This is a genomic window from Butyricimonas faecihominis, assembly GCF_033096445.1.
In the GTDB taxonomy this organism is placed as follows: Bacteria; Bacteroidota; Bacteroidia; order Bacteroidales; family Marinifilaceae; genus Butyricimonas; species Butyricimonas faecihominis.
Genome location: NZ_AP028155.1, coordinates 758,610 through 779,067 on the forward strand (window position 1 = coordinate 758,610; position 20,458 = coordinate 779,067).

Consider the following 20,458-nt stretch of genomic DNA (forward strand, 5'->3'; position numbering starts at 1 on the left):
ATTATGAAAAATAAAATATTAACCATATTAGCATTGGCCCTTTTATCGATAGGGTGTGATAAAAGGGAAATTCCCACGTATAACACGGGAAGGCATTATATCGAATTTGAAAATGCGACGGTCGATTCTACTATTTTCACGTTTATCTATCATCCATATGATGAATATTACGACCTTCCGGTTGCCGTGAAGATTGCCGGACAGGATGCAGATCGGGATTTAACTTATAAAATATACGTGGATGAGGAACTTTCCACGGCGGAAACCAAACACTACACTCTGCCGGAGAAGACGGTTATTCGTCAAGGATTTTACCATGATACCTGTTATATTCGCCTAAACAAAACGAGCGATCTGGATAGTAAGAAGGTAAGACTCGTGATTCGTTTGGAAACGACTTCTGATTTAGCGATAGGTAAATTGGAGAATTCTGTGGCTATTATCCAATTTTCGAATACCGTTGATCGGCCGGAATGGTGGGATTCTAACGTGGAACAATATTACTTGGGAACTTACTCGCAGAAGAAATTTGTTCTATTCCTTCAAGTGACAGAGGCTGACCTGACGGGGGCAAGCGACAGCGAGAAACGAGCTTATGCTTTGGAATTTAAGCAATACCTGATTGACCATCGCGGGGAACCGGAAACGATAGACGAGAACGGGCAACCCATGACAGTTCCGGTGTTAGGTTTGGAGTAATAATAGTTTGATAAAGATGAGTATGAAAACAATAAAACTATTTTTAGGATATTTGATAGCAATAATAATGCTATATTCCTGTATTGACGATGAGGGGAATTATGATTACACGGAATTAAAAACCGTGGTGATCAGTAATGTATCCAGTAATTGGTCAACCCCTCTGGGTGAAGAATATGTTATTACCCCGGTTATTGATTATGGAGGTGCAGATTCTACCGAATTTGTTTATGCATGGGTAAGCGAGATTCAGGAGGAATGGAGTGATACTATTTCAAGAGAGAAAGTGTTACGATATACTTTTAAGGAAATTGCACGTTACATGACCGTATTCATCGTGGAGCATGGACCGACCGGTTCATTGACATCGAAACAGATTGATATTAACACGGTATCACGTTATTCCACGGGGTGGACAATTTTATCCGAACAAAATAATAAATCTATTTTGAGTTATGTTCGGGCCGAGCAAGCGGGTGAAAATGAAATAACCTATAATCTTTTTGAAAATATTTACACGGAACTCCGTGGAGATGATTTGGGAACCGGGCCAATCCGCTTGGGACGACATTTTTCTAGTGCAAGTGATGAGATTCTGGTTATCCAAGAAAGTGGTGCTGTAGAAATAAGTGGTCTTGATTTCTCGAAAGTGATTACCACGAAAGAGGAATTTGTAAAAAAAGACTATCCTTCTGGTTTTGTACCGAAACAAGCGGAGTATGGCAGTCGGTTAGAGGCTATTTTAGGAACCGATGGAAATCTTTATACCCGAATAAACCCGAATGGAAGTTTTCAAGTATGCCAATATAATGATGTTCCTGCGATTAGTAATGCTAAAATTGCTAATATGTACTACTGTGCGTATTTGGGTTATATTTATATGTATGATGAATTGAACCACCGAATGATAGGTATGTATGATAGTCCTCAGCTATATACGGAGAAAATCATCTATGTTAGTATGCATCCGGATAGTACGCATTTGCCAACTTTTACTCCAATAAATAATATGGGCGAAGGTACTCAAGTGATGTATATTGATTCGTATAGCGTGGAAGGTGCTTCCGGGAGAGATTTCGTGCAGATTATTAAAAAAGGGTCTGATTATTATTTCCAAACCTATAAAGCTGCTTTTCCTGCTTTAGGTGATGCGAACCTGTATGTCTATGGTGGTAAAGAAGAATTGTTTGTCGGGAATGGTTACGTGAACGATAATTCTAAATATTGCATGGATGGGAGTTCGTACTTCTATTTTACGGCGGGAAATGTTCTTTACTATTGGGATCGGGTGAGTAAGGTTGAGCCGTACTACACGTTTCCCGGTGGAGCCACAATTTTGGATATAGAGCGTTACGCTTACGAGGACAGGGAGGAAATAGCGGTAGGTCTGGATAACGGAGAATTCTATATACTGGATGCGTCTTTCGAGGCTATGACTGGTCAGAAGGAAAAAGTGCTGTTCAAAGCCGAGAATTTGGGACGTGTCGTGGATGTGCAGTATAAATACGGAAATTCGTCTAATTTTAATCAACAGTCAAGACAATAATAATAATTAATTCTATCGTGAGGAGGTGAGTTGAAAGCGATGTTTTTAACTCCCTCACACGATGAATATTGGATATGATTAAGGATTGTAGTAACAATCTCTAAGGGAGTGTTGTGTATAAAAAATAAGTCATTGTAAAAAGAAATTTATGGAAGAACCAATTGTAAGAGTGGAGCATTTATCCCATCGCTATAGTGTTCAGTGGGCGATCAGGGATATAAACTTCGAAATTAACCAGAAGGGGATTTTGGGGCTTTTAGGCTCGAACGGGGCGGGGAAGTCGACCACGATGAATATTATCTGCGGGGTATTGAACCAGACGGAAGGAACGGTTTATATTAATGGTATCGATACCCGTAAGCAACCCGTGGAGGCCAAGAAGTACATCGGTTTTCTGCCACAGAAACCGCCATTGTACACGGATCATAACGTGAGTGAATACCTCACGTATTGCGCTCATCTGCGGCTGATGGATGACCGGGAGGTGAAGGCCGCCGTGGAATCGGCCATGAAACGTTGCGGGATCGCTCATTTTAGCAAGCGGCTCGTGAAGAACCTTTCGGGTGGGTATCAACAGCGCTTGGGAATAGCGCAGGCCATCGTGCATAACCCGAAATTGGTGGTGCTGGATGAACCGACAAATGGTTTGGACCCGAACCAGATCTTGGAAATCAGGGATTTGATTTGGGAGATTGCGCAAGATCATGCCGTTTTGCTTTCCACTCATATTTTGTCGGAAATAGAGGCCATTTGTCAGAATATTAAAATGATAGAACACGGTAATTTGATCTTTTCCGGGACACTTGATGAATTTCATGACAGTGTTAAATCCAATACTTGTATTGTGAAGTTGGAGAATGCTCCTGCGGAAGGGGAATTAGGAAATATTCCGGGAGTGATCAAGGTGAAGAAACTCGATGAACATTCTTTCCGGTTGCAGCTCGAACAGGAAGGAGAAGAGGTGGCCAAACGAGTTGCGGAAATTTGTGTGAACCGGGGATGGAGGTTGAGCGAGATGCAGATGGAAAAGGTATCCATGGATGAGATTTTTGCTCAGCTATCGGGAAAACGAGTGGTTGATAAATTTTAATGTTACAGGATATGAAAACAATATATAGAATAGCGAAATCAGAACTAAACTCTTTATTTTGTTCCCCGATAGCTTGGTTAGTGCTGGTCATCTTTACTTTTCAGATGAGCATGACTTTCACGGACAGGATTATATGGGAATTGAAAGATTTTGTCATCAATAACCGGGAAAAGGATGGAATGACGGCTTATTTTCTGCTTACCGGCTTCGGTACGCCATTATTTCCCGGTGTACTTTCCTATTTGTATCTTTATTTTCCGTTGTTGACGATGGGATTGATGAGCCGGGAATTTAGTAGTGGATCCATTAAATTACTATATTCTTCGCCGATTACTAGCACGCAGATCGTGTTGGGGAAATATTTGTCGATGATGCTCTACGGGTTGATCATGCTAGCGATTGTTACGGTTTACGTGGTTTTTTACATGTGCGTGCTGAAGGACTTTGATTATCCCGTGGCGATTACCGGATTGATAGGTATTTACTTGATCATGTGCCTTTATTCAGCTGTGGGATTGTTTGTTTCCTGTTTAACCTCGTATCAAGTCGTGGCGGCTATCGGTACGTTTGCGGCGTTAACCATTTTGCAGGTTATTGGCGGAGTTTTACAAGGAGTGGATTTCTGGAGAGATATAACTTACTGGATTTGTAGTGGACCTCACGGCCCGATAGCCGGGTTAATTAATAGTGGTGACGTGTTATACTATTTGTTAATGCCTGCGCTGTTTATCGGGATGTCCATCATGAAATTGCAGTTTGCTCGGCAGAGTAAACCGTGGTACACGAAAGTGGTGAAGTATTTGGCTTTGGTGGTCGTGATCGTGGGGATTGGTTATGCAACTTCCCGACGAAACACAGTATGTATTACGGACCTTTCCCGTGACGAACAGTTGACACTAACTCCAAAGAGTCGTGATATACTGGAACGTTACAAAGGGCAGGAACTAACACTGACAACCTATGTCAACATCATGGACGAACATACGGCTGCCAGAATGTTCCCGAAGAGTCGGATTGGGGATATGTCCGTGTTCAGCAAATATTACCGTTTCAAACCGGACATGAAGTTCAAATACATTTATTATTACGATCACGTGTTGAACGGGCATTCCTGTTGTGCACCGGGAGAAGATCTAGAAGAGGCTGCCCGAAAACAAGCTAAGGTGAACGGGTTGGATTTTGATGATGTGCTTTCTCCCGAGGAAATACGGAAGATTCATGATTTAAGCGGTGAAAATAATCAAGTTGTCCGTACGCTTGAGGATAGCGAGGGAAACTGGACCTATTTGCGAATGTTCAATGACCTGAATCCTTACCCGAGTGAACAGGAAATATCTGTTGCCCTGTTGCGCATGAAGGATGGAGCCGTGAAAATGGGTTCTCTCTACGGACATGGTGAACGGGAAATGAACAAAAGTGGGGATCGGGAGATCGGGTGGCTTTTCACGAATGGTTCCGGTCGCGGGTCGTTGATTAACCAAGGTTTTGATCCGGTAAGCGTGCCGCTCACGGAAGAGTGGGCGATCCCGGATGACGTGCAAATCCTTTTAATTATAGACCCGAAAGAACCTTTTTCAGCGGTGGAACTGGAAAAAATCCGTGCTTACGTGGCAAGCGGGCGCCATTTGATCCTCGCAACGGATGTTAATCGTTCGGGGGTGACGGGGGAATTACTCGAGGATTTTGGGGTGAAGGCTTTACCCGGAATGTTGATACAACCTCGTAAAGATGAGGACCCGACGAATATTAACGCTGTTTTCACGCCACAGGCAGGAGCGATTCACCCGACGTTCGCCCAGTGGGCAAGCCGCAACTACCCGTTGAGCATGACGGGGGCCGTTGGGTTGAGTTACACGATGGATAAGGGGTATAACGTTGTACCGTTAGTGGTTTCCCCGGTAGGTTCGTGGACTGAATTGGAAACGACGGATTTCGAGGGGGAAGTCCCGGTGTTTAACCCGAAAGCAGGGGAAATCAATCAACAGTTACCCGTGGTGCTTGCCTTGACCCGCCAATTGAACGGGAAGGAGCAGCGTATTTTGATTTTCGGAGATGCTGACTGGATGACGACCGGGGAGTTTAGCAAGAGTAGATATTATGGAGTGGCAAACGGGCCGTTGACAACGCTTATGTGTAGCTGGATGGCTGATTATCAATACCCGACTTATTTTCCTCGCCCGGCACAACCGGATAATCACTTGAAATTGTCCTACCAGTCACGGGGGACCTTGAAGGTGGCGTTTGTTGTTGTCTTCCCGGCCGTGATCTTGTTGTTATATCTTTTGGTGTGGTTTAAGAGAAGAGGTAAGTAGTAATTATTAAATGATAAAAAAGATATGGAATCTATTGTAAAAGTAGAGCATTTGTCCCATCGTTACACGGTGGATTGGGCAATTCAAGATATAAATTTCGAGGTGAACCGGAAGGGAATCTTGGGATTATTGGGATCTAACGGGGCGGGAAAGTCCACGACGATGAACATTATCTGCGGCGTGTTGAATCAAACGGATGGCACGGTGTATATTAACGGTATTGATACTCGCAAGAATCCCGTGGAGGCAAAAAAGAATATCGGTTTCCTACCGCAGAAACCACCCTTGTATTCGGACCACACGGTTGATGAATATCTTGAATTTTGTGCGGAATTGCGATTGATGGAACCCAAGAAAATCAAGCAAGCTGTAGAGATGGCCAAGGAACGGTGCGGTATCGCTCATTTCAGCAAGCGGTTGATCCGTAATCTTTCCGGCGGGTATCAACAACGTTTGGGAATAGCGCAAGCCATCATACATAGTCCTAAATTCGTGGTGCTGGACGAGCCGACGAACGGGTTAGACCCGAATCAAATTCTTGAGATTCGCAAGTTGATCAAGGAGATTGCTGTTGATCATGCCGTTTTGCTTTCCACGCATATCCTGTCGGAAGTGCAAGCTATGTGCGACGATATCAAGATGATAGAACACGGGCATCTGGTCTTTTCCGGGACGCTGGAAGAATTCGATAATTACGTGAAACCGGACACGTTTATCGTGAAACTTGACAACCCGCCTGCCGACGAGGATATATTGGCTATCCCCGGGGTGACACGTCTCAAACACTTGGATCGAAACACCTTGAGAGTGCAGTTTGACAAGCGGGACGACATCACCGAGGTGGTGGCCGACACGTGTGTGCGTCATGGTTGGGGATTAAGCGAGATTACGTTGGAAAGAATCTCTTTGGAAGAGATTTTTGCCCAGTTGTCAGGAAAAAGATTGATCGATAAATTTTAATAAACGTTATGAGAGTAATATATAAAATAGCAAAATCGGAGTTAGGTACACTCTTTTATTCTCCGATAGCTTGGTTAATCCTAGTCATATTTGTATTTCAGGTTTTTGGTAGTTTTGCGAACTTACTGGAATATACCGTTAACGCGAAAACTCTTGGACAAATGCAGGGGTACCAGAGTTATATGCTTTTCGTGATCGGTGGTTTCGCCCCTTATACAACCATCCAATCTACCCTTTATCTTTACATTCCCTTGTTAACAATGGGGCTTATGAGTCGGGAATATAGTAGTGGTTCTATTAAATTACTTTTTTCTTCCCCAATCAGTAGTTTGCAGATCATATTGGGAAAATACTTTTCCATGTTGATTTATGGGCTGATCATGATGGGGAGCGTGTTGGTACTGGTGGTCGTGGCGTTTTTCTCGATCAAAGATTTTGATCTTTCGCTCGTACTTTCCGGTTGGTTGGGCTTGTACTTGCTCATGGCGACATACGCGGCTATCGGGCTTTTCATGTCGACCTTGACTTCTTACCAGATCATTGCGGCTTTAGGAACGTTAACTTTCATTAGCTTTTTAAACTTTATCGGTAGCTTGTGGCAACATATTGAGGGGGTGCGTGAAGTGATGTATTGGTTCTCGCTTAAAGGACGTGCGGATGAATCTATCCGGGGATTGATTTGTAGCGAGGATATACTTTATTTTATTCTCGTTTCGGGAATGTTCCTCGGGTTCTCGGTGCTGAAACTGCAATTTGCTCGTCGGAGTTGTTCCATGAGCGTGAAAGTGGGCAAATACGTGGGATTGGTAGCCTGTGTTGCCCTACTCGGGTATGTCTCCACGATTCCTCAATTGAAGTGTTTCTACGATGCTACGGCTAACAAGGATCGTACGATCACCCCGAACAGTCAGGAAATACTGAAACAGGTGGACGGAGGCTTGACGATTACTTCTTACGTTAATCTCCTTGACAAGTTTGGCTATCTTGGAATGCCATCCAATTGGTTTAATACCCGGAATATCTTCGAGACATTTACTCGTTTCAAGCCGGAGACTAAACTGAAAAGCTATTATTATTACGATAATAGTGCAGGGATGAATCTTTCCCGCGAGGAAATGGATAAGGCAATAGAGAGACTCGTGCTGACTTCCGATATTAATCCCAAAAGCATACTCACCCCGGAACAGATGAGGGAGAAGATCGACCTCTCTGCCGAGGAATACCGCTACGTGTTCTTGATCGAGCGGGAGAACGGGCAGAAAGCTTTCCTACGTATGTTCGATGATCAGGGAAAGTATCCTTCCGAGGCGGAGATTTCCGCCGTATTGAAGACTATGGTGTCCGAGAGTCCGCGTATTGCTTTCTTGAATGGACATGGCGAACGCAATATTTATGATGGCTCTGGGGTTAATTATACTTCGTTCACGACAGTTCTTGATTCAAGAGGTGCGTTGGTCAATCAAGGCTACACGCCCTATACGCTAATGCTGACGGAAGGGGGAGATATTCCATCGGATGTGGATGTACTCGTTATCGCTGATTTACGAAAAGCTTTGACGGATGATGAATTGATTCAAATTAAACGATATATCGAACACGGGGGAAACTTGGTGGTGATCGGGGAACCGCGTCGGCAGGAGTACATGGCACCCGTGCTGGAACAATTGGGCCTCGCTTTTGTTCCCGGTGTGCTGGTGCAGCCTCGTGAGGGATATGTTGCTGATTATCTTTGGGCAACATTCACACCGGAAGGGGCAAGTTTGGAACCTATTTTTGCCCGTATGGTGGAATTGGGTAATGTCCTCACGATGCCTTCTGCGGCAGCTATTTGCGAGACGGAAAATAAGGGATTCGAGGTGATTCCCGTGTTCACGACGGCAACTCACGGGTGTTGGAATGAGTTGGAAACGAAGAACTTTTCTCTCGAAGAACCCCGTCTAAACACGGCATTAGGGGAGGAGGAAAAAGCCTACGTGACCGGTTATGCCTTGCGTCGTGACGTGCGGGGAAAGGAACAACGTGTCTTTGTGCTTGGGGATGCCGATTGTATCAGTAATGGGGAACTTGGAGCAAATCGAGAGTTCCGTCGCTCGAATTACGCACTTACGGATGGAATGTTTCGTTGGCTTGTTTACGATGAGTATCCTATTGATGTTAGTCGTCCGGCAGCCAAGGATAATGACACGTACCTAACCCCGGGAGGATTTGCGTGGATCAAGATATTCTTGCGTTGGATATGTCCGGTACTGATCGTGGTGTGTGGTTGCGTGATCTGGGTGATGAGGCGGATGAAGTAAAGGATGTGTTTTCTGATCATACAAAGATTCAGGTTTTAGCCGTAAGATGGCTGATACCTGAATCTTTTTTTAGTAGATAATGGTTGAAGGTGTTTCAAGTCTCGGATTAAGCGTTAAATTTGTCGGAATGGATATTGAAATTTGGAGTACATGGAATTATCAGAAGATCAAATTATAAAATTGGCCCCGGATGCGGCATCCGTGAAAGCCGGGAAGGGATTGGCCTCGGCGGCGAAATGGGTGTTACGGGGAGCGAGTGACCGGGCGTTATGGGGGCATTGTCAGGGAAGTGGTAAGAATCCCTACCAGACGCAGGTCGATTTGCAGAATATCGCTTTCAAATGTTCGTGTCCCAGCCATAAGTTTCCTTGTAAACATAGCTTGGGGCTTTTGTTTTTATATGCTTCTCAGCCGGATTTATTCACGACAGGGGAAGAACCCGACTGGGTAAAGGAGTGGTTGGAGAAACGTGCGGGAAAAGCGGAGGAGAAGAAGGAAAAAGCGGATAAACCCGTGGATGTAGAGGCTCAGGCAAAGAGGCAGGAGGCTCGACACAAAAAGGTGCTGAACGGTGTGGACGATTTGCAAGGGTGGTTAAAGGACCTTGTGCGAAGTGGTCTGTTAAACGTTCCGGAGCGGGCGCAAGCCCTGTTTGCTGGGATTTCCAAGCGTATGGTCGATGCACAGGCTCCCGGTTTGGCGGGGATGATGCGGCAGTTACAGGAGATTCATTATTTCGGTGAGGACTGGAAGTACGAGCTGACGGCGGGAGCAAGCCGGGCGTACCTCGTGGCGGAAAGCTACAAGCACCTCGATCAGTTGTCCCCGGAATGGCAGGATGAAATCCGTACTCTCGTGGGATACCCGCAGGCCAAGGAGGAGGTGTTGGCTAACGGGGAACAGGTTTCCGACGATTGGTTGGTTGTTGCCTCGGAAAGTCTGCAACAAGATCGGTTGACGGTAGAGTACAATTGGTTGTACGGCCGACAAACCTGTCGTTATGCGCTCTTCTTGCAATTCTTAACACCGGGAGCTTTGACGGAAACCGCTTTATTACCGGGTAGTGTTGTTGCGGCTGATGTGGCGTTTTACAAGGGCGTGACCCCGACCCGGGTATTATTCCGTGAACAGAAAGGTACAAGAGAACCCTTTATCCCATCCGGAAAAGGATGTTGTGCGGGATTGGCAGAGGCCATGCAAGTCTATCGGGAGAGTATGACCCGTAATCCTTTCACGTATGAAGTACCCGTGTTGGTTAGCGAGGTACGCCTTGTGATGCACGAAAAACAGGTGTGGATTAAGGATAGCAACGAGTATCTGATTCCGTTAACCTTGGGTGAGGCCGGCAAATTGAAAGGTTTTGCCGTGACCGGCGGACGGGAATTCACGGGGTTCTTCCTTGCCGGGGAGCGGTCATGGAGAGTGTTATCGTTATGGATAGAAGATAAATATTACACGTTAAGCAATGAGTATAACGGATAATGTCATAAATATAGCCTTGTTGGGAACGGCTAACCGGGAGATGACTTCCGGCGAGTTACCGGAAGATCTTGCCGGGACGTTGGAGCGGGTAAAAGAGAACGCTACAGACGGGGAGGAGGTCTTCTATAAGGGGGCTGCGGCTTTTTTCGCTTACTATCGTTCGGGTTTGGAACCTTTGAAGTTAAAAGATCCTGTTCCAGTTTCAGAGGCTGGGCCGGAAATGCGGCCTTATGTCGGTCAGAAAGCGGCCGCAATACTAAGTATTTTGCTGGGGGAAAAGTATGCTAATATGTTGCTTTTTTGGTACCGGAAAGCGGCAGAGCGGGAACAGTTGATTCCGCCGGAATATTTGCCCCAAGTGCTGACACGGGTATTTCAACCGGGGAGCCAGACGGCAAAACGGGAGCGGCAATTACTAATCTCTCTGGTGGGTAACCGGGGACGTTGGTTATTACCCATTATGGGATATGCCGCTTTGCAGGAAGAGGATGATGATACGTGGGAAACGGCCACTCATGCTGACCGGAAACTGATACTTTCACGGGTACGTCGTGAGAATCCTGCCCGGGGTATCGAGATGTTACGTGCTGAATGGAAAAACGAGTCTGCCCAGCATCGTGCGGAGTTTCTGGCTTGTCTGGAGACTGGTTTGTCGGTAGCGGATGAGGATTTTTTAGAGGAAGTACGGGGTGGTGACCGGAGTTCTACCGTGCGGGACGAGGCGTTGCGTCTGTTACGTATGATCCCGGAATCCCGAATCTTGCACTTGTTTGCCGAGACGTTAAAGAAGCATTTGCATTATCGTCGTTTGCTTGGTTGGTCTGTGGATCCGATTGCTTACACGGAAGAATTCAAGAAGTTAGGAATAAACGAAGTGAGTAGTAATAAAGGCGAGAGCGACAGTGATTATATCCTGCGACAAATGGCACAATGTATGCCTTTGTCCTTTTGGTGCGAGTTTTTCGATTGTGATCCGGAGACGGCAGCTCAGCGGATGCGTAAATCACCCCCTTTTTCAAAACATATTTACTTGACGGACACGATACTGGGTTATAAAGACCGGGATTGGGCTTACCACGTGCTGAAAGATGAACGGGTACTTCAGTCATCCGACTTGATGCAATTGGTTCCCTTACTATCCGTGGAACAGCGGGAGCAATTGAATTTAAGCGGGAAAGCCGACCGGAATTTTTATATCAGTCAATGGTTCGGCGAGGACGACGGCGAGTGGGGAGAGAAATTCTCCCGGGGTGTGTTGAAGATGATTTACGCCATGGATTATTGTTATTACGATCGTCCGACTTGTGAGGCGCTGGCTTTACGCCTTCCTGCCTCGATGTATGATTACGTGTCCACTTTAGGGGCGTCACGGGAGAGTAGTGCTAGCCACTGGGAGTTCACGGTTCGTTTGCAACAACTGTTATTGATGAAAAAGGAAATAATACAAGCGTTTTAATTTTAGATTTATGATTTTAGATTTTAGATTTTAGATTTCAGCCGCACGGGGCTAGCGCTTTTTAAAGGATTCTTTCATCTAAAATTGTTTGGGTATAAGAGACAAATATCAAAAAGTAAAAATATGGGTTTATTATTAAGACAACACGCGGAACAGCAATTCGAGGAAGAGTTGCACGAGTTAAAGAAGAACGAGACAAATAAAGTACCGGAAAACTGGCAACTATCCCCGCAATCGGTGGTTACCTACCTGATGGGCGGGAAACTGGCAAACGGTTTCGAGGTGACCCCGAAGTATATCGGGCATCGTCGTTTGATGGAGATCGCCGTGGCCACGCTGGTCACGGATCGGGCATTATTGTTGTACGGTCTGCCGGGTACAGCCAAGAGCTGGGTAAGCGAGCATCTGGCGGCGGCTATATCCGGAGATTCTACCTTGATCGTGCAGGGAACGGCAGGAACGGGCGAGGAGGCCATCCGTTACGGGTGGAACTATGCCAAGTTATTAGCCGAAGGTCCTAGCGAGGGGGCTCTCGTGCAAACTCCCGTCATGCGTGCAATGAAGGATGGTAAACTGGCCCGTATAGAGGAGTTGACCCGTGTCGGTTCGGACGTTCAGGACACGCTGATCACGATTCTTTCCGAGAAGACATTGCCTATTCCCGAGCTGGATCGTGAAATACAGGCTATCCGGGGCTTTAACGTGATTGCTACTGCCAATAACCGGGACAAGGGTGTAAATGACTTGTCAAGCGCTTTAAAACGCCGTTTTAACACGGTAATCCTGCCTTTGCCCGACACGATCGACGAGGAAATCGACATCGTGCGTCGCCGGGTGGAGAGTTTCGAGGCCGTTATGGACCTTCCGGCAGAGAAACCTGCACTGGAAGAGATTCGCCGAGTGGTTACCATTTTCCGGGAGTTACGTCAGGGAGCAACCGAAGATGGTAAGACCAAGTTGAAAACTCCCAGTGGTACGCTGAGTACGGCCGAGGCCATCTCCGTCGTGAATAACGGTTTGGCCATGTCCGGGTATTTCGGTGATGGCCGGTTAAACGCCACGGACCTTGTATCGGGAATTATCGGGGCGGTTGTGAAGGACCCCGTGCAGGATCAGGTGATATGGCAGGAGTACCTTGAAACGGTCGTGAAGGGACGCGATGGCTGGAAGGACATCTACCGGGCATCTAGGGAAATGTTATAGTGACTAGTTTTAGATTTAGAAATCGGATTGATTCGGTGATTTAGTGATTTCCGATTCGGTGATTGTAGAATCACGGAATCATGTAATCGACAATCACGTAGTCATTTAATTTATACAATGGTTGATGGAATACATTTTTTAGGCATACGGCATCATGGTCCGGGGTCAGCCAAGAACGTACGAGCGTACTTGGAAGAACTGGAACCCGATGTTATTTTATTGGAAGGTCCCCCGGAGGCGGAGCCGCTTTTGCCGGGAGTACTTCATGAGCAGATGAAACCGCCCGTGGCCTTGCTGGCGTATCAGCCCGACGAGCCTCGAAGGGCCGTGTTTTATCCTTTTGCCGAGTTTTCACCCGAATGGCAGGCCATGTGCTATGCCATGAAAAAGGAGGTGTCATTACGCTTTTTTGACTTACCTTTGGTGCATCATTTAGCTCTTTGGAAAGAACGGGAGGAACAAGCCGTGGCCGGGAAAACCGGCGAAGAGGGGGAGTGCGATGAAGTACAGGGGGAGGCGTCCGCAACCGAGACCCCGGAAGAAGTTCGGGTAGTTGACGTTCCGGAATTACTGCCCGTTGATCCTTTTGCTCATCTGGCGAAAGCGGCCGGGTACGATGATCCGGAATTGTGGTGGGAAGTGAACTTTGAGAATCGTCAGCGTAACGAGGAGGTGTTTGCCGCCGTGAAAGAGGCTGTTTCGGTGTTACGGGAGTATTTCCCCAAGACCGATCGGGAGACTTTGTTGCGGGAGGCGTGGATGCGTAAGATGATCCGGGCTGCCCAAAAAGAGGGTTTCAAACGTATAGCCGTGGTGTGCGGGGCTTGGCACGTGCCGGGTCTGGAGAAGATGCCCACGCAGAAAGAAGACAACGAGTTATTGAAGGGATTACCGAAAGTGAAGGTGGAGTGTACGTGGATTCCGTGGACTTACGATCGGTTGTCTTTCCGGAGCGGTTACGGGGCGGGAATCGTTTCCCCGGGGTGGTACGATCATTTATGGCATTATCCGGATGACGACGGAACCCGTTGGATGAGCAAGGTGGCCGCCCTTTTCCGGACGAAAGGAATGGATATTTCCGTGGCTCACGTGATCGAGGCCGTGCGTTTGGCACAAGTTGCAGCCGCGTTACGCGGTTTGCCCCGTCCTTCTTTGGAGGAATACAATGATGCCGTGACCACGGTGATGGGATTCGGTGATCCGATTCTGTTACAAGTGATCCGGGAGGCCTTGGTGATTAGTGATCGCATGGGGAGCGTACCGGATGATGTGCCTAAAGTTCCTCTTCTCGTGGATGTAGAGAAGTTATTGAAACGCTTGCGCTTACCCCTCACGACCGAGGTGAAGGAATTCCAGCTGGATTTGCGGAAACCGATGGATTTGGAGCGGAGTATCTTTTTCCACCGCCTGAACTTGCTCGGTATAAAGATGGCCCGTCCGTTACGGGTTGACGGGAAGGGGACTTTCAAGGAGGCTTGGTCCGTTTATTACGAACCGGAGCAGACCCTTGCCGTGATCGAGAAGGCCGTGTGGGGAAATACTTTGTCCGAGGCAGTTATCGCGTATAACACCCATTTGTCGAAAGACATCACGTCTATATCCGAGTTGGTGGACTTGCTGGAACGGGTGATTCCCGCGGATTTGCCCGCTCTCGTGGAAGAAATGACTTCCCGGCTGGATGCGCTTTCCGCCTCGACAACCGATGTGCTGGAGATGATGAAGACCATCCCCGGTATGGTGAACGTGGTTCGTTACGGGAGTGTGCGGAACTTGGATTACGGGAAGGTTAACGATATGTTGAACGCCATGATGGCCCGTGTGCTTGCCGGGGGAGTGCTGGCTTGCACGAACGTGGACGAGGATGCGGCAGCAGAGGTCATGGAGCGATTGGTGGCTGTCGATTACGCTATGGCCACGGCGAACCAACCGGGATTGATGGAGATGTGGACGGAACTGGTGAATAAGATCCGGGAAGCACGGGGTTCTCATCCCTTGTTGTCCGGTTATTGTACTCGTTTACTGCGGGATAAGAATATCCTTGGATACGAGGAAACGGCCCAAACGTTGAGTTATTACACGTCTCCCGGGAACACGGCATCCGACACGGCATTTTGGTTTGAAGGATTCCTTAAATCATCGGGTACTATCTTGTTGCTGGACGATCAGTTATGGGATTTGGTGAATAGCTGGCTGGCCACTCTGAACGACGGGAGTTTCATGGAGTTATTGCCCATACTCCGTAGAACCTTCAGCGAGTACAGCCTGCCGGAACGTCGTAAACTCGGTGAGAAAGCCAAGGGAACTTCTGCCGTGAAACGGGTAAATGCGGAAAGCGAGGCGTTTAACGGTGAAGATGCCCGGAAGGTAATTCCGTTGATTGAGCGGTTATTAGGCATTTGGAACGAGAAAAGTAAAAGATAAAAACTAAAAGATAAAAGTAGGAAATCAAAAAACGTTGGCCTGTGTAGGAGGAATTTAAAATCTAAAATTTAAAATCTAAAATGGAAGAAGCTCTTTTAAAGCGATGGCGATTAATACTGGGAGGAAACGAGGCGGATGGAACGGGAGTTTCTCTCTCTGCCGAGGAGAGTCGCGTGGATGCTGCCTTGAATGCTTTGTACGATAGTGACCGTAAAGGGGGATTGAGTGGTTCGACTCCCAAGGTAAGCCGTTGGTTGGGAGACATCCGGGAGTTTTTCCCGCAGACGGTTGTACAAGTGATTCAAAAGGACGCTATCAAGCGATTGAACTTGACTTCGTTACTGACCGAGAAAGAGATGCTTGAATCGGTGGTGCCGGACGTGCATCTGGTGGCAACGTTGATGTCCTTGAGCCGGGTGATACCGGAGAAGAACAAGGCTATTGCCCGGGAAGTGGTGCGTAAAGTGGTGGACGAGCTGATGAAAAAGCTATCGTCACCCATGCAACAGGCCGTTACCGGGGCTTTGAACCGTTCCAGCAGGCGGCGAAATCCCCGCTACAACGAGATTGATTGGAAGACGACGATCGAGAAAAACCTACGGAACTATCAGCCGGAATACAAGACAATTATCCCGGAGGTTCGTATCGGTTTCGGCCGGAAACGCCGGGCGTTGAAGGACATCGTGCTGTGTCTCGACCAGAGTGGTTCGATGGGGGCGTCCGTGGTTTATTCGGGAATATTCGGCTCCGTGCTAGCCTCGATCCCGTCCGTGCAGACCCGTATGGTGGTGTTTGACACCTCGGTAGTTGACTTGACGGATGATTTGCAGGACCCGGTGGACTTGCTTTTCGGCGTGCAACTGGGTGGCGGTACGGATATTGACCGGGCCTTGGGGTATTGCCAGACGGTGATTACCCGTCCTGCGGACACGGTGCTGGTTCTCGTGACCGACTTGTGCGAGGGGGGTAACGAGCGGGAGATGCGCAAGAAGATGATTTCTCTCGTGCAGAGTGGGGTGCAGTTGATCGTGTTGTTGGCTCTGAATGACGACGGGGCGCCTTTCTACGACAAGGAGAACGCCCAATTCTTGGCAGAACTGGGTGTTTCGGCATTTGCCTGTACCCCGGACAAGTTCCCGGACTTGATGGCGGCGGCCTTGGCAAAACAAGATATCGGGATGTGGTTATCAAAGAATATGCAATGAAAGAAAAGAGAAACCGAGCGGAAATCGTGGAACGATGTGTGGAATTATGGGAGGCCTCCGTGCGAGCCACCCATGATTTCCTCGTGGAAGGAGATATAGAGTTTTACAGGCCTTTTGTGCGTGAGAATTGCGAGAAGTTGCCCTTGCTACTTCATTATGAAGGGGATGAAATTGTAGCCTTTTTGGGGTATGACATGACATCTATCGAGATGCTTTTCGTGGACCCGGATTACCGGGGAAAGGGCATCGGTCGTGATCTTATCGAGTGGGCGATCGAGGATGTTCACGCGGAGACGGTGGCCGTGAACGAGCAAAACGGGCAGGCCGTGAGCTTTTATGCCCGGATGGGGTTTGAGGTGGAACGCCGCACGGAAACGGACGGTTGCGGGAAACCTTACCCGATCCTATACCTGCGTTTAAAGAATCCCCCGCAGCGAATGGTAAAGGTGACGGGGGATAAGAAAGCGTATCTTCATCTTCTACTGGATGCGGACCCGTGCGAGGCGATGGTTGACCGTTACTTGGAGGAGAGCGATATGTTCGTTTTGGAGAGGGACGGGAAGGTGATCGGGGAGGCTGTCGTTGACGAAAAGGGGGAAATCAAGAATTTGGCCGTGTTGCCGGAGTATCAAGGGAAACTGTACGGAATGTACATTCTTTCTTTTCTGGCCGGTTACTATAAAGATCGTTTTTCTTGCTTGTGGGTAGGGACGAGCGAGGGTGGCGTGGGGTATTACGAGCGTTACGGTTTCGTGCAGGACCACGTGGTGAAGAATTTCTTCACGGATAATTACCCGGAACCGATCATCGATAACGGGAGGCCTTGCGTGGATATGACTTTACTGCGTTTGGAGATTCGTTAAAAAGAACTATTTTTTGGATATACTTGCTATTCTCTCTGGATGGTAGGCTGGTTGCTTAACTAAATGTAGCCTGTTTTAGGCTTGGTACTAGCCTAGGTAGAGCAGGCTAATACCAAGCTTTTAGCAGGCTTTAAGCAGGCTATGAACCTTCTGAGCCCTTTGCTGGCGCGGGTTACGAGAGGGTGGAAACGTAGATTTGTTGTAATATGCTTTATTTCAGCCACTTAAAAATGTGTTATGTTAACGAATATTTGGAGTTAATGAGTGTGCTTATACTTAAAATAAAGTTAATAGAAATCTAGGCTTTTATTTCTAACTTTTATTTTTTAGCTTTTAACTTTTAGTTTCTTTTTGTATTTTTGGCACGGAAATCATTTAATAAGACGATATTATGGGATTCTTTAATAAAATATTCGGAGGTGGAGGAAATGAAGGGAAGAAAGAGACTTCAGCAGATCGAATACTGCGGGTTATCAAGGAGAAAACAACGACAGAGTGCGTGACGCTGATCCCGTCAAAAGGAACGACTAAACCTTGGGAGAGCAAGATCGGGGGGATGCCTTATATGCCTAAAGGGTTTGACTATCCTTACGAGGAGGCGGGGAGTACGGTTGTCACGGAAGGACAAGCACCTGCGGTGGCTGCGAGCGTGGTAGCCGGGCCGTTTGCCGGGTTGGATGGAGGCACAACCACCGTGCCTTCCGCAGCCGCAGGAGAGGCTGTTGAACAGGTGGAAGAACGAAAGTTGTTGCCCTTGCGTTTCTTGGCACAGGTGAATTTCAGCGAGATGCCGCCGTTGGATGGTTTCCCGACAAAGGGAATTCTCCAGTTTTATATTGCGGGAGAAAATGCCCACGGGTTGAATTTCGAGAATCCGGAAGAGCAGAAGGGATTCCGGGTGATTTATCACGAGGAAGTCGTGGAAGACGAGACGGCCTTACTTTCCGTTTTGCCGACAGATGGCGTGGAGTACCCGGATGGTTTCCCGGTGGATGGTGAATTAAGACTGAATTTCGAGAAATCGTCCATGCCGATGGGGGGCGGAGACTATCGTTTCGATAAATTGCTGTTGGATGCCTATAACGAGGCAAATCCCGATGCCCGGGTGGCCTCTCTGGACCGAGCCCCGGAGGATGAGCTGGATAAGGTTTACGACCAACTGGATATGGGAGGGCATCGCATGGGAGGGTATCCCTTCTTCACGCAGCTTGACCCGCGGGAGTATCATCAGGAGTTGAAGGAAAATTCAATCTTGTTGTTCCAGTTGGATTCGGACGAGACGGACGATTACAAGATCGTGTGGGGGGATTCCGGCGTGTGCAATTTCTTTATCCGTCCGGAGAACTTGGCTAAACGGGATTTTAGCCGGGTGTTGTATCATTGGGATTGCTACTAGAAAGATAAAAACTAAAAGATAAAAGTTGGAGGCCGTGAATGACTTCCAACTTTTAGTTTATAGCTTTTAGTTTTCCTGCATCCACTCCATGTTTGTTGGGTATTGGAACACTTTCAGTTTGAAAAGTGGGAGAATGGCAAACAAGTGGTCGAAAATGTCGGCTTGTACTCGTTCGTAGATTACCCATTGTTTTTGTGCCGAAAAACAATAGATTTCTAACGGGATTCCCGTCGGGGTGGGTTGTAGTTGCCGTACCATGTGGGTCATGTCGAGGTTGATGTTGGGGTTGGCGGCAAGCCACGCCTCCATGTATTCCCGGAAAGTCCCGATGTTGGTCAGGCGGCGTTTGTCAAGCGGGTTTTCCACGTTGGCATTATACTCGTTCAGCTCCTTCATCTTTCCCTCTATGTAGCTTTTGAGCAGGGCTGATTGTTTCAGGTTTTCAAGGTCTTCGTTCGTGAGGTAATGCACGGAATAGATGTCGATGTTGACGGATCGTTTAATGCGTCGTCCGCCGGATTCCTGCATTCCCCGCCAGTTGGTGAATGACTCGGAAACGAGCTTGTAAGTGGGGATCGTGGAGATGGTTTTGTCCCAGTTCTGCACTTTCACGGTGGTGAGGTTGATCTCGATCACGTCACCATCCGCGTTACTACTGGGCATGACAATCCAGTCCCCGATGTTTACCATACGGTTGGAGATTAACTGTATTCCGGCCACGAACCCTAGAATAGAATCCTTGAATACCAGCATGAGGACGGCGGAGATGGCTCCCAGTCCGGCAAGTAGTGCAACGGGGTCTCTATCGATCAGTATGCTGATCACGATGATGGTGGCGGCACAGTAGAAAAATATCTTGATCACTTGGATGAACACCTTGATCGGGCGGTCCTTGGCCATCGGGTAACTATCGTATATCCGGTTGATGCCGTCCAGTATGCTCGACACGATGAGCAGGAAGGAGAGTGTGATCCAGACATTGATCAGTTTCATAAGGAAGGCAAATTGAGTCCACTCGAATTCCTTGAATACGATTTGTATCACGATGGGGGCGATGAGAAGTCCCAGCCGGTTAAAGAATCGTTGATCGAGCATGAGATCATCCCAGTTCGTTGCCGTCCGTTTGGTCAGCTTTAGTACGATACGTGCTAGCCATTGGCGGGTAAGCACGTGGATAATCCAGTTGATGATACCGATAATCACAAGCAGGGCCATGAAGTAGATGATGTCGGAAATACTTTCCGAGTAAACCCCCAAATGCTGTAAGCCGGCTTGAATGTAATTTTCAATCGTCATGTTTCAAATATTTTAGTTGGTTTAACGCAGGAACAAAATTAATAATTTTAACTCAATATATAGAATTTACTGCCATTTTGGATTGTTTTATTTCTGGGAAGGGCTTTGGAAAGGGAGTTATCAGGTCTATAAAGCCCGTGGACCTCTAGCGGGGCGCTTTGGGGTGTGTCAAAAGTCTTGTATGGTATTGTCAACTACCCCCTCCGGCTCCCCCTTACACAGGGGGAGAGCT

14 protein-coding genes are annotated in these 20,458 nt (G+C 47.6%); 13 read left to right on the plus strand and 1 reads right to left on the minus strand.

Features of this window, described 5'->3' with window-relative positions; all coding sequences use genetic code 11:
* Nucleotides 1-3 precede the first annotated feature (3 nt).
* The 13 genes from R8806_RS03145 to R8806_RS03205 all read left to right on the plus strand — a co-directional run bounded on the left by R8806_RS03145 (nucleotide 4) and on the right by R8806_RS03205 (nucleotide 18,930).
* Nucleotides 4-699, plus strand: a complete 696-nt coding sequence (locus R8806_RS03145) for a DUF4843 domain-containing protein (protein WP_151411470.1) — start codon at nucleotides 4-6, stop codon at nucleotides 697-699.
* Nucleotides 700-721: 22 nt separating this feature from the next.
* Entirely contained in the window at nucleotides 722-2,245 is a 1,524-nt protein-coding gene (locus tag R8806_RS03150) for a PKD-like family lipoprotein (protein WP_317715762.1), read from the plus strand.
* Nucleotides 2,246-2,393: 148 nt separating this feature from the next.
* The gene (locus tag R8806_RS03155) at nucleotides 2,394-3,335 is read left to right on the plus strand and encodes an ABC transporter ATP-binding protein (protein ID WP_151411471.1); all 942 of its coding nucleotides are present in this window, start codon (nucleotides 2,394-2,396) and stop codon (nucleotides 3,333-3,335) included.
* A gap of 11 nt (nucleotides 3,336-3,346) precedes the next feature.
* Nucleotides 3,347-5,647, plus strand: a complete 2,301-nt coding sequence (locus R8806_RS03160) for a Gldg family protein (RefSeq protein WP_164720059.1) — start codon at nucleotides 3,347-3,349, stop codon at nucleotides 5,645-5,647.
* A 24-nt stretch (nucleotides 5,648-5,671) separates the two neighbouring features.
* A complete protein-coding gene (locus R8806_RS03165; protein ID WP_151411472.1) occupies nucleotides 5,672-6,607 on the plus strand; it encodes an ABC transporter ATP-binding protein in 936 nt (311 codons plus the stop codon).
* 8 nt (nucleotides 6,608-6,615) lie between these two features.
* Entirely contained in the window at nucleotides 6,616-8,904 is a 2,289-nt protein-coding gene (locus R8806_RS03170; protein WP_124316292.1) for a Gldg family protein, read from the plus strand.
* 150 nt (nucleotides 8,905-9,054) lie between these two features.
* Nucleotides 9,055-10,386, plus strand: coding sequence for an SWIM zinc finger family protein (locus R8806_RS03175; protein WP_317715764.1), 1,332 nt, complete (start codon nucleotides 9,055-9,057; stop codon nucleotides 10,384-10,386).
* Nucleotides 10,370-11,842, plus strand: coding sequence for a DUF5691 domain-containing protein (locus tag R8806_RS03180; RefSeq protein ID WP_124316294.1), 1,473 nt, complete (start codon nucleotides 10,370-10,372; stop codon nucleotides 11,840-11,842). Before R8806_RS03175 ends, R8806_RS03180 begins: the two co-directional genes overlap by 17 nt.
* Nucleotides 11,843-11,965: 123 nt before the next feature.
* Complete coding sequence (locus tag R8806_RS03185) at nucleotides 11,966-13,045, plus strand: ATP-binding protein (RefSeq protein ID WP_118258545.1); 1,080 nt, start codon at nucleotides 11,966-11,968, stop codon at nucleotides 13,043-13,045.
* 117 nt (nucleotides 13,046-13,162) lie between these two features.
* Nucleotides 13,163-15,466: a DUF5682 family protein gene (locus R8806_RS03190; RefSeq protein ID WP_124316295.1), complete on the plus strand. Its 2,304-nt coding sequence runs from the start codon at nucleotides 13,163-13,165 to the stop codon at nucleotides 15,464-15,466.
* An 80-nt stretch (nucleotides 15,467-15,546) separates the two neighbouring features.
* The gene (locus R8806_RS03195; RefSeq protein WP_124316296.1) at nucleotides 15,547-16,671 is read left to right on the plus strand and encodes a VWA domain-containing protein; all 1,125 of its coding nucleotides are present in this window, start codon (nucleotides 15,547-15,549) and stop codon (nucleotides 16,669-16,671) included.
* Complete coding sequence (locus tag R8806_RS03200) at nucleotides 16,668-17,534, plus strand: GNAT family N-acetyltransferase (protein ID WP_164719588.1); 867 nt, start codon at nucleotides 16,668-16,670, stop codon at nucleotides 17,532-17,534. The genes R8806_RS03195 and R8806_RS03200 overlap by 4 nt, the downstream gene beginning before the upstream one ends.
* A gap of 391 nt (nucleotides 17,535-17,925) precedes the next feature.
* Complete coding sequence (locus tag R8806_RS03205; RefSeq protein ID WP_124316297.1) at nucleotides 17,926-18,930, plus strand: YwqG family protein; 1,005 nt, start codon at nucleotides 17,926-17,928, stop codon at nucleotides 18,928-18,930.
* Between the two features lie 66 nt (nucleotides 18,931-18,996).
* On the opposite strand, the gene R8806_RS03210 is transcribed toward R8806_RS03205, so the two are convergent.
* Nucleotides 18,997-20,226 (minus strand): mechanosensitive ion channel family protein, encoded by a 1,230-nt coding sequence (locus R8806_RS03210; RefSeq protein WP_124316298.1) that lies wholly within the window; start codon nucleotides 20,224-20,226, stop codon nucleotides 18,997-18,999.
* Nucleotides 20,227-20,458 lie beyond the last annotated feature (232 nt).